Annotated in this window: 12 protein-coding genes; 9 read left to right on the top strand and 3 right to left on the bottom strand. The window is 64.1% G+C overall.

Going from position 1 to position 9,743, the window contains the following annotated elements; all coding sequences use genetic code 11:
* The 3 genes from ACI2JX_RS17530 to ACI2JX_RS17520 all read right to left on the bottom strand — a co-directional run.
* Positions 1–365, bottom strand: a 365-nt coding sequence (locus ACI2JX_RS17530; protein WP_404690615.1) for a toxin VasX, incomplete at its 3' end; no start/stop codon positions are given.
* Between the two features lie 10 nt (positions 366–375).
* Positions 376–1,257 (bottom strand): DUF4123 domain-containing protein, encoded by an 882-nt coding sequence (locus ACI2JX_RS17525; RefSeq protein ID WP_404690614.1) that lies wholly within the window; start codon positions 1,255–1,257, stop codon positions 376–378.
* The gene (locus ACI2JX_RS17520; protein ID WP_404690613.1) at positions 1,254–3,446 is read right to left on the bottom strand and encodes a type VI secretion system Vgr family protein; all 2,193 of its coding nucleotides are present in this window, start codon (positions 3,444–3,446) and stop codon (positions 1,254–1,256) included. The genes ACI2JX_RS17525 and ACI2JX_RS17520 overlap by 4 nt, the downstream gene beginning before the upstream one ends.
* A 433-nt stretch (positions 3,447–3,879) precedes the next feature.
* Here ACI2JX_RS17520 and ACI2JX_RS17515 point away from each other — a divergent pair, with 433 nt between their 5' ends.
* The 9 genes from ACI2JX_RS17515 (at position 3,880) to ACI2JX_RS17475 (ending at position 9,743) form a co-directional block, all read left to right on the top strand.
* The gene (locus ACI2JX_RS17515) at positions 3,880–4,713 is read left to right on the top strand and encodes an urease accessory protein UreD (RefSeq protein ID WP_404690612.1); all 834 of its coding nucleotides are present in this window, start codon (positions 3,880–3,882) and stop codon (positions 4,711–4,713) included.
* A 10-nt stretch (positions 4,714–4,723) separates the two neighbouring features.
* Entirely contained in the window at positions 4,724–5,026 is a 303-nt protein-coding gene (locus ACI2JX_RS17510) for an urease subunit gamma (protein ID WP_186556975.1), read from the top strand.
* A 10-nt stretch (positions 5,027–5,036) separates the two neighbouring features.
* The gene (locus tag ACI2JX_RS17505) at positions 5,037–5,354 is read left to right on the top strand and encodes an urease subunit beta (protein ID WP_186556982.1); all 318 of its coding nucleotides are present in this window, start codon (positions 5,037–5,039) and stop codon (positions 5,352–5,354) included.
* On the top strand, positions 5,351–7,054 hold the full coding sequence (gene ureC, locus ACI2JX_RS17500) for an urease subunit alpha (RefSeq protein WP_404690611.1): 1,704 nt from the start codon (positions 5,351–5,353) through the stop codon (positions 7,052–7,054). The genes ACI2JX_RS17505 and ureC overlap by 4 nt, the downstream gene beginning before the upstream one ends.
* Before the next feature lie 10 nt (positions 7,055–7,064).
* A complete protein-coding gene (gene ureE / locus ACI2JX_RS17495) occupies positions 7,065–7,550 on the top strand; it encodes an urease accessory protein UreE (RefSeq protein WP_264232461.1) in 486 nt (161 codons plus the stop codon).
* A gap of 10 nt (positions 7,551–7,560) precedes the next feature.
* Positions 7,561–8,106, top strand: coding sequence for a HupE/UreJ family protein (locus tag ACI2JX_RS17490; RefSeq protein ID WP_368971985.1), 546 nt, complete (start codon positions 7,561–7,563; stop codon positions 8,104–8,106).
* A complete protein-coding gene (locus ACI2JX_RS17485) occupies positions 8,106–8,780 on the top strand; it encodes an urease accessory protein UreF (RefSeq protein ID WP_404690610.1) in 675 nt (224 codons plus the stop codon). Before ACI2JX_RS17490 ends, ACI2JX_RS17485 begins: the two co-directional genes overlap by 1 nt.
* A gap of 11 nt (positions 8,781–8,791) precedes the next feature.
* Complete coding sequence (gene ureG / locus ACI2JX_RS17480; RefSeq protein WP_186556992.1) at positions 8,792–9,418, top strand: urease accessory protein UreG; 627 nt, start codon at positions 8,792–8,794, stop codon at positions 9,416–9,418.
* A 124-nt stretch (positions 9,419–9,542) separates the two neighbouring features.
* Positions 9,543–9,743, top strand: coding sequence for a DUF1289 domain-containing protein (locus ACI2JX_RS17475; RefSeq protein WP_264232467.1), 201 nt, complete (start codon positions 9,543–9,545; stop codon positions 9,741–9,743).

Below are 9,743 nucleotides of genomic sequence, written 5' to 3'. Positions count from 1 at the left end.
GGCTCCCAGGGCGCGTCGGGCTCGGTGAGTGACAACGAGCCGTTGGCGGCAATCCGATAGGGCCGGTGCAGGGTAGCGCGGCCAGTGCTGGTGCGCTGTTCTATCACGTACAGGAACCCTTCGCGCAAAGGGCGTATGGCGTAGGCCGCATGCTTGAGTGTGGCGACCTGCTGGGGCTGGCGCAGGTGCTCGGCCAGATCGGGCAAACGCTTGCGCTGGCCGGGGTTGCCGCCAACCACGGCGTAGCGCAGCGGCAGGATGGTGAAGGTGCGGGTGCAGCTGACGGCGGGGCCGAGGTCGAACTGCTCGCTGAGTTCTTCGCAGGATTTGCGGTTGAGCTCGAGGAAGTCTTGCCAAGCGATCATCTGAGCGTCCTTACTGCAGCGATTGAATGTTCGCCTGGGCCAGGGCGTCGGCGAGCAGGCGGGTATTGGCACGGGCTTGATCCAAGGCGTGCTGCCACGCAGCGCAGGCGTTCAAGGCGCTCTCGTGGATAGCCATGCAATTGACATAGGTGATCAAGTCCGCTTGCCGGGTCAGGCCGGCGGCGCGCGCTTGAGCAAGATGGTGTTGGGCAAGCCCAAGGCGCACCCCGTGACAACGGGCAGGCATACCGCTGGCGGCCAGTGTGCTTTTGAGTTGCTCGGCAAGGCGCTGGCTAAGCGGTTCACCGCTGAGTGCATGCCAGCACGCCTGGTCAAGCGCCAGGCCTGACAGGCGCTTGCCGGCAGGCAGGTCAGCTCCGCTCAGGCACTGCCAGGATTGTTTTTGATGATCTGGATAGGGCACCCACCAGCTATGGATAGGCGCCAGCCAGTGCGCGATGTCTGGCAGGTCCCGGCGTGCATGCAGCACTTTCAGGCTGTGTTCGGTGTGATAGCGCAACAGGTAGCGATGGCCATCGGCAGCCCGCACGATGTTGGCTTGGCCAAGGTGCTCAAGCAACGCTGCGGCCGGCAGTTTGCTGACGATCCAGCCACAGATGCCTTGCATGGCAAGTTCATTGAGCGTCCAGAAAAAGTCCCACTGGCCTTCCAGGCTGGCGCCCTCGCGCGGCACACACAGGCAGGGGGCCACCGACAGCAGGTTTTTGAAATCGCTCTGCTGCAAAAGCGACCACAGCCTGCCTGGGCACTTGCTCGCGAGCCGTTCTCGCCCTTGCTCGCTGAGCCGGCCGAGCTCGACGATCGCGGCCAGGCGATACTGCGAAGACTCGCGCAAAGGCGTGAACAGGGCGTCTCTGAAAGCATCATTCATTGGCCGGCTCCTTCCATGCGCACCACGCTACGGCCCTCTTGGATGGCTTTGAGCAGGCAACTGACGCATATCGGCTCGCCTACCACTGGCGCGCCGTCGATGGCAAACGCGTTGCTACTGCCGGTAGCGTTTTGCGCCACCGGGCCTTTGATAGTGATGGCCACGCCCTCGAGGGTAATGCCGGCGCCATCGAGCCGAAGCAGTCCGCCTGGGCTCTTGATGGTCAGGCTGTCGGCGACTTCAATGTCAAACACCTGGGTCTGCTGCTTGATCGCTTGGCCTGCACGTAGCTCGACATGGCCGGCCACCTGTTGCTGCAGATGGCCGCCAATTTCCACCGAATGATTGGCGGTGGTTTTGTCCTGGCGGTGATTGCCGACCGTTTCGATCCGATCCTGGCCGGTGACAATGGTCTGCGTGCGGCCGATGGTCAGGCTGTCGTCATTGCTGATTTCATGCAGGCGGTTTTGGCCAATGCTGACGGACTCATCGCGGCCAACGTCTTCGCGGCGATCATTGCCAATCGAGACCGTTTCGTCATGCTCGACCCGTTCGCTGCGGTCGTTGCCGACGAAGGTGGTTTGGTTGTGCTTGACGTGGGTGTTCTGATCCCTCTGCGCATGAATGAACACCTCCTCATGCCCCAGCTCATCCTCGAAACGCAGCTCATTGAAGCCTTGGCCCTTGTGGGTCTGGCTTTTGATGGTCATGCGCGTCTTGTGCTTGGGCAGCTCGTACGGCGGTAGCTGGTTGGCGCAATAGGTGCGGCCGGTGATCAGCGGCTGGTCGGGGTCGGCATTGACGTAGTGGATGATCACTTCCTGGCCGATCCGTGGGATGGCCATCGCGCCCCAGCTGCCGCCGGCCCAGCCTTGCGAGACGCGCACCCAGCACGAGCTGAACTCATTTTCCTGGCTGTCGCGGTCCCAGGGGAAGCTGACCTTGACCCGGCCCCATTCATCGCAATAGATCTGTTCGTTGGCGGGGCCGACCACGGTGGCCATGTGCGGGCCGTCGATATGCGGCTTGGGCAGCAGGGCGGGTTTCCACTCGATGCGCCCGGGAATCAACGTCGCCTGTTGCAGGTAGCGGGTGCCCTGGTCGGCGCCCACCGCCTCTTGCTGCAGGCTGGTGAACTGGCAGCCCTCGTGGTGCACGCCGATCACCCGCCAGTGGGCGTTGAGGTCTTCGCGCGGGTGGTCGATCAGGTTGAAACTCAAGCCCGGTTGCAGGCGCACATCGTCGCCTTCGACCTGGGCGATGCGCGCATCGTGGCGCAGGGCGGTGAGGCGGTTGTGGGTGAACGGCTTGCCGACCACATCCCGCTTGTAGCGTCCGGGATAGTCGAAGCGCTCGTAGGCCGGGGACTGGTGCTGCAGGTCGCTGGCAGTGGCGGCATGCTCCTGGCGGTAGGCGGGGTGCTTGAAACTGTAGTCGCGCTGCACCTGGCGGGCGCTGCGTACCTGTTCGCTGTAGCGAAAGCGGTGCAGGGCGGGTTTGGCCTGATCGCCGCCACCGTTGGGCTGGTAGAGCACGGCGATGGGGTCGGCGTCGGGTGTTTCGACGTCATCGAAGAAGCCTTCATCGTCGTCTTCGGCCTTGATCACGCTGCGGCTGATCAGGCCCATCTCCAGCAGGCGGTCGGTGATGATCAGTTGATGGCCGGTGGCGCTGTGCTCGAAGCTGTAGATAAAGCCTTCTTCGGCGGCCAGGCGGGACAGGAAGTCAAGGTCGGTTTCACCGGCCTGGACACAGAATTCGCGAACCTGATGGTCGAAACAGGCCACCAGGCTGACGTTGCTCAGCCGCTGGGCCTGGAACATCAGCTCAAGGATTTGCGGCACGGTCTTTTGCTGGAAGATCCGCCAGTTCGAGCGCAGGCTGGCGCGGGCCAGCTGCGGTTCGACCAGTGCCTGGTAGCGGGTGCGAGAGAAGCCGCTGTCACCTTGGCTGAAGCTGCTGACCAGGCCGTGCACGTAGCGCACCGGGCGTGGGCCGTCCCAGATAGTGAACAGCACAGGCTGGTCGAGCAACTGGGCGAAGTCGACGTCGGCGTCTGCGCTGACCAGCTCCAGGTTGAGCTTGAACGGGGTGCTCAAGGCTTCATCGAGGGTGAACGAGACCACCTCGAATGCGGCGTCGCCGACCAAGGGTTGCACGCTGTAACGAAGATTGGATTGGCGGGGCATGAGAAGTCCTTGTCTGCTGGGAAGCGGCCATCCATTTGGCGGATCTGCGGGTTGTGCGCTAACAGCCACGCAGGGAATGGGCTGCCTCGGGCTCAAGTCCCGACACTAACGAAGAAGCATTTCTCAGTGATATTTTTGACTTCCTAAAGGGGTGTAGGAAGTTTCTCTATTTCATCTTGGGAGTGGAATGGACGCCTCGTGGGCACTGTATCGGAGCAATCCATCGCCCTGCGATTGTGCGCCCAGGCGCTGGTGCTCGATGCCAGAGCATCTGCGCAAACAGTTTCACAATCGTTCACCTGCGTAGTTGGCCCGCAACCTGCTATATCCAGCCATCGAATTTGATCGAGTGGTCAGGCTGGTACAGCAACTTCGCTGCTTGCCCCGACCCTCATAACCGGCCATAGCGCCACGGATTTGCAGGGGCCGCAGGATGTTGCAGGCGGAACAACCAGAGAAAATCGAACAGGACGCGGGTTGGAGCGCCCACCTGCAGTTGCGCTTCGTCGAGCGCGACGGAGTGACCCGCCTTGGTGCGCGCAAGCATTTTGGACCTCTTTTGGTGCAGCGCCCGTTCTACCCAGAAGGTGCACCGTGCCATGTGTACATCCTGCATCCGCCCGGGGGCATCGTTGCGGGCGACCGCCTGGAGCTGGACATCCAGCTCGAACCTGGCAGCCATGCACTGCTCACCATGCCGGGCGCCAGCAAGTTCTATCGCAGCATCGGGCCCACCGCGCGGCTTGCGCAGCACTTTCACCTGGCCGCGGGCAGCACCTTGGAGTGGCTGCCACAAGACAGCATCTTCTTCTCCGGCGCCAGGGCCAGCCTTGATAGCCGCTTTACCCTTGAACCCGGTGCCCGGCTGTTGGCCTGGGAGACCCTGTGCCTGGGCCGGCCAGTGATGAACGAGCGCTTCAGCCAGGGCGCGCTGGACAGCCGGCTGCGCATCGAGCTGGCAGATGATCCGGGCCTGCACGAGCGCCTGCGCATCGAAGGCGGGCGCCTGGCGAAAGTTGCCGAGCACCCATTGCTCGCGACCTTCTGCGCGGCCCCGGCCGACCAGGCCCTGCTCGAGCAGGTCCGCGCCGAATTGGAGCAGCTCGCCAACCCAGCAGGCGCGACCCTGCTCGGTCAATTGCTGGTGATCCGCCTGCTCGATCACGACAACCAACATCTGCAACACACCCTGCAGCGCCTCTGGCATGTGCTGCGCCCGGCCGTACTCGGCCTGGCGCCATGCCCGCCGCGCATCTGGGCTACCTGAGAGAGACGCCGTGGAGCTGACCCCAAGAGAGAAAGACAAACTGCTGCTGTTCACCGCCGCGCTGCTGGCCGAGCGCCGCCTGGGCCGCGGCTTGAAGCTCAACTACCCGGAAGCGGTGGCGTTGATCAGCGCCGCGGTGATGGAGGGCGCGCGCGATGGCCGCAGTGTCGCCGAGCTGATGAGCCTGGGGCGTGAAGTGCTCAGGCGTGATCAGGTCATGGACGGCGTGCCCGAGATGATCCACGACGTCCAGGTCGAGGCGACCTTTCCCGACGGCACCAAGCTTGTCACCGTTCACGACCCTATCGTCTAAGGAGCCCCGCATGATCCCCGGAGAAATCCAGGTCGCCGCCGGCGATATCGAACTCAATGTTGGCCGCGCCACCGTCAGTGTCAGCGTCGCTAACCATGGCGACCGACCGGTGCAGGTCGGTTCGCACTACCACTTCTATGAAGTCAACGACGCGCTGGTGTTCGAGCGTGAGCCGACCCTCGGCTTTCGCCTGGACATACCGGCCGGCACCGCGGTGCGCTTCGAACCAGGCCAGGCGCGCACCGTGCAGTTGGTGGCCTACGCTGGCAAGCGAGAGGTGTATGGCTTTCAGGGCAAGGTGATGGGCGCGCTGGAGGGCAGGCTATGAGCCGAATTTCCCGCCAGGCCTATGCCGACATGTTCGGCCCCACCGTAGGCGACCGGGTGCGTCTGGCCGACACCGCGCTGTGGGTGGAAGTGGAGAAGGACTTCACCATCTATGGCGAGGAGGTCAAGTTCGGCGGTGGCAAGGTCATCCGCGATGGCATGGGCCAGGGCCAGATGCTGGCGGGCGAGGCGATGGACCTGGTGCTGACCAACGCGCTGATCATCGACCACTGGGGCATCGTCAAGGCCGACATCGGCGTCAAGCGGGGTCGCATCGCCGCGATCGGCAAGGCAGGCAACCCGGATGTGCAGCCCGGCGTCACCGTGCCGGTTGGGCCCGGCACCGAAGTGATTGCCGCCGAGGGCAAGATCGTCACCGCCGGTGGCATCGACTCGCATATCCACTTCATCTGCCCGCAGCAGGTCGAAGAGGCATTGACCAGTGGCGTCACCACCTTCATCGGTGGCGGCACGGGGCCGGCGACCGGCACCAATGCCACCACCTGCACGCCGGGTCCGTGGTACCTGGCGCGCATGCTGCAGGCGGCCGATTGCCTGCCGATCAACATCGGCCTGTTGGGCAAGGGCAACGCCTCGCGCCCCGAAGCGCTGCGCGAGCAGATTGCCGCAGGTGCGGTTGGCCTGAAACTGCATGAGGACTGGGGCTCGACTCCGGCGGCCATCGACTGTTGCCTGGGCGTGGCCGAGGAGATGGACATCCAAGTGGCGATCCACACCGACACCCTCAATGAGTCGGGCTGCATCGAAGACACCCTGGCGGCGATTGGCGATCGCACCATCCATACCTTCCACACCGAAGGCGCCGGTGGCGGGCATGCGCCCGATATCATTCGTGCGGCGGGGCAGGCCAACGTGCTGCCGTCCTCGACCAACCCGACCTTGCCCTACACCGTCAATACGGTCGATGAGCACCTGGACATGCTCATGGTCTGCCACCACCTCGACCCGAGCATCGCCGAAGACGTGGCCTTCGCCGAGTCGCGCATCCGCCGCGAGACGATTGCCGCCGAAGACATCCTGCATGACATGGGCGCCTTCGCCATGACCTCGTCCGACTCCCAAGCCATGGGCCGGGTCGGTGAAGTGGTGCTGCGCACCTGGCAGGTGGCGCACCAGATGAAGCTGCGCCGCGGCCCGCTGGCACCAGACAGCGACTACAGCGACAACTTCCGGGTCAAGCGCTACATCGCCAAGTACACCATGAACCCGGCGCTGACCCATGGCATTGCCCATGAAGTCGGTTCGGTCGAGGTCGGCAAGCTGGCTGACCTGGTGCTGTGGGCGCCGGCGTTCTTTGCGGTCAAGCCGGCCTTGGTGATCAAAGGCGGGATGATCGTCACCGCGCCGATGGGCGATATCAACGGCTCGATCCCCACCCCGCAGCCCGTGCATTACCGGCCGATGTTCGGCGCCATGGGCGCCGCCCGGCATGCCACGCGCATGACCTTCCTGCCCCAGGCGGCGCTTGACCGTGGCCTGGCCGAGGAGCTCAACCTGCGCAGCCTGATCGGCGTCGCCCACGGCTGTCGCCAGGTGCGCAAGGCGCACATGCTGCACAACACCTTGCAGCCTGTCATCGAAGTCGATGCGCAAACCTACCAGGTGCGCGCCGACGGCGAGTTGCTGGTTTGCGAACCGGCCCGCGAATTGCCGCTGGCCCAGCGTTATTTTCTGTTCTGAAGGAGCAAGCATGATTGTCCTGACCCGACGCATCGCCGATGCCGCACCGGTGACCGCTAGCGTCACCTTGGATGTCGACAGCCGTATCAAGAGCCGCCTGCGCGTCACCCTCGACGATGGCCGCGAGGCCGGGCTGATGCTCGAGCGCGGTCATCTGCTGCGCGGTGGCGAGCTGCTCGCTGACGCCGACGGCAGCCAGGTCGTGCGTGTGGTGGCCGCGCCAGAGGCGGTATCCACGGTGCGCTGCAGCGACCCTTTGCTGCTGGCTCGCGCTGCCTATCACCTGGGTAACCGCCATGTGCCACTGCAGATCGAAGCCGGGCTGCTGCGCTATCAGCATGACTATGTGCTCGATGACATGGTGCGCGGCCTTGGCCTGAGCGTGGACGCCGAGCAGGCGCCATTCGAACCGGAAGCGGGTGCCTACCAGAGTGCGCCGCATAGCCATAGCCACGGCAACGATCATCCGTTCGTGCGCCTGCCTGCCCATTCCTGAGGAATCATCAATGAAAAAAAGCCTTGCCCTGTTGTTGCTGCTGGTCGCTGTACCGGCCTTCGCCCACCCTGGCCACGACAGCAACCCGCTGCACGATGGCTTGCTGCATCCGCTGACGGGCCTCGATCACTTGCTGATGCTGCTCGGTACCGGCGTGTTGGCGGCACTGACCCGGCGCAGCCTGACGTTGCCGCTGGCGACCTTGGCGGCGATGTTCGCAGGCGCAGTGCTGGGGCATCTGTTCGGTGATGTGCTGGGGATGGAAAGCATGATCATCGGCTCGCTGCTGGTGGCGGCCGCGGCGCTGCTGGTGCCAGGTCGGCAGCTGTTGCTGGCGTTGGCCATGCCGATCTTCGCCTTGTTCCATGGCTGGGCGCACGGTGTCGAAGCGACCCCGAGTGCGTTCTGGCTGTTCAGTGCAGGCTTTGTCACCGTCAGCGGCCTGTTGTTGGCGGCAGGCTTTGCCGTAGGTTGCCTGCTGCGTCGCCATAGCGGCTTGCAGAAGGCCTTCGGCGGCGGCCTGCTGGCTGGCGCTGCGCTGGTCGTGGCCGGTTGATGAGCAGCGACCTGGCGCTGCTGCGCCTGCTGCAGCTGGCCAGCCCCGGCTTGCCGGTGGGCGGCTTTACCTATTCGCAAGGGCTGGAGTGGGCGGTCGAGGCTGGCTGGGTGAACAACATTGCCAGCTTCTGTGACTGGCAGCGAGAGCAGTTGCACGACACCCTCGGCTACCTCGACTGGCCGCTGCTGGCGCGCCTGTACCATGCCTGCCAGGCCAATGACGCTCAAGCCTTTGGGCGCTGGAGCCAGTTCTTGCTGGCCAACCGCGAGACCGCCGAGCTGCGCCTTGAGGAGCGCCAGCGCGGATATGCCCTGGCACGGATGCTCGACGGCTGGCAGCTGGGCCAAGACCCGGCCTGGCGAGCGAGCCTTGAGCTTAGCCAGCTGGGCGGTATGGCCTGGCTCGCCGTGCACTGGTCGATCCCGTTACGCCAACTAGCCCTGGGCCTGGGTTTTGCCTGGTTGGAAGGGGCGGTGATGGCTGGGGTCAAGCTGGTGCCGTTCGGCCAGCAGGCCGCCCAGACCCTGCTGCGCGACCTCGGTGAAGCGCTGCCCGCAGTGCTTGACCAGGCCTTGAGCCTGAGCGACGAGCAACTCGGTAGCGGCTTGCCGCTGCTGGCGATTGCCTCGTCGCGACATGAAACCCAATACACCCGTTTGTTCCGTTCTTGAGGACTGCCTTCATGCAAAGCTATCAGCAACCCCTGCGCGTCGGTGTCGGCGGCCCGGTAGGATCCGGCAAGACCGCGCTGCTCGAAGCGCTGTGCAAGGCCATGCGCGATCACTACCAGATCGCCGTGGTGACCAATGACATCTACACCAAGGAAGATCAGCGCATTCTTACCGAGGCCGGCGCCCTTGAGCCTGAGCGCATCGTCGGGGTAGAGACCGGCGGCTGCCCGCACACCGCGATTCGCGAGGATGCCTCGATGAACCTGGCCGCAGTGGAGGCCTTGGCGCGCAAGTTCGGCAACCTTGAGGTGATCTTCGTCGAGAGCGGCGGTGACAACCTCAGCGCCACCTTCAGCCCGGAGCTGGCGGACCTGACCATCTACGTGATCGACGTTGCCGAGGGTGAGAAGATCCCGCGTAAAGGTGGCCCGGGGATTACCAAGTCGGACTTCCTGGTAATCAACAAGACCGACCTGGCGCCGTATGTTGGCGCTTCGTTGGAAGTGATGGAGCGTGATACCCAGCGCATGCGCCCGCAGCGGCCTTGGACCTTCAGTAACCTGAAGAAGGGCGAGGGGTTGCAGGCGGTGATCGATTTCATCGTCGAGCGCGGGATGCTGGGGGTCAGAAGTTCTTGACGGCGCAGTGCAATGGCTGACGACCAGTCGCCCCACATCGCTGCGACATGTCCTGCGATGAGGGGCGAGAGCCCCCGCAGCAATGCGCTTGAGGTATGATCTGCGCCCGCTCAGGAGCAAACCCATGGCCAAAGACATCGACAACCCCTGCGTCTCGCTGTGCCAGCTCAACAGCGAGCTGTGCGTGAGCTGTGGTCGAAGCCGGGACGAGATTCGCAAATGGCGTGCAATGAAACGCCCGGAAAAGATGGCCACCGTGCAGCGAGCGGCTGTGCGGTTGAAAGCCATCGCCAAGAAAAATGCCAAGCGCCAGCCGAGCGAATGA

It is taken from the genome of Pseudomonas sp. NPDC088890, assembly GCF_044900155.1.
Taxonomy (GTDB): domain Bacteria; phylum Pseudomonadota; class Gammaproteobacteria; order Pseudomonadales; family Pseudomonadaceae; genus Aquipseudomonas; species Aquipseudomonas urmiensis.
The sequence above is the reverse complement of the archived record's forward strand: the minus strand, read 5'-3'. Positions and strand labels throughout refer to the sequence as shown.

Excerpts from the sequence above, each read along its gene's own strand:
- ACI2JX_RS17485 (WP_404690610.1), top strand. The coding sequence starts at position 8,106 with ATGAGCAGCGACCTGGCGCTGCTGCGCCTGCTGCAGCTGGCCAGCCCC.
- ACI2JX_RS17525 (WP_404690614.1), bottom strand. The coding sequence starts at position 1,257 with ATGAATGATGCTTTCAGAGACGCCCTGTTCACGCCTTTGCGCGAGTCT.
- ureC (WP_404690611.1), top strand. The coding sequence starts at position 5,351 with ATGAGCCGAATTTCCCGCCAGGCCTATGCCGACATGTTCGGCCCCACC.
- ACI2JX_RS17515 (WP_404690612.1), top strand. The coding sequence starts at position 3,880 with ATGTTGCAGGCGGAACAACCAGAGAAAATCGAACAGGACGCGGGTTGG.
- ACI2JX_RS17475 (WP_264232467.1), top strand. The coding sequence starts at position 9,543 with ATGGCCAAAGACATCGACAACCCCTGCGTCTCGCTGTGCCAGCTCAAC.
- ACI2JX_RS17505 (WP_186556982.1), top strand. The coding sequence starts at position 5,037 with ATGATCCCCGGAGAAATCCAGGTCGCCGCCGGCGATATCGAACTCAAT.
- ureG (WP_186556992.1), top strand. The coding sequence starts at position 8,792 with ATGCAAAGCTATCAGCAACCCCTGCGCGTCGGTGTCGGCGGCCCGGTA.
- ureE (WP_264232461.1), top strand. The coding sequence starts at position 7,065 with ATGATTGTCCTGACCCGACGCATCGCCGATGCCGCACCGGTGACCGCT.
- ACI2JX_RS17490 (WP_368971985.1), top strand. The coding sequence starts at position 7,561 with ATGAAAAAAAGCCTTGCCCTGTTGTTGCTGCTGGTCGCTGTACCGGCC.
- ACI2JX_RS17520 (WP_404690613.1), bottom strand. The coding sequence starts at position 3,446 with ATGCCCCGCCAATCCAATCTTCGTTACAGCGTGCAACCCTTGGTCGGC.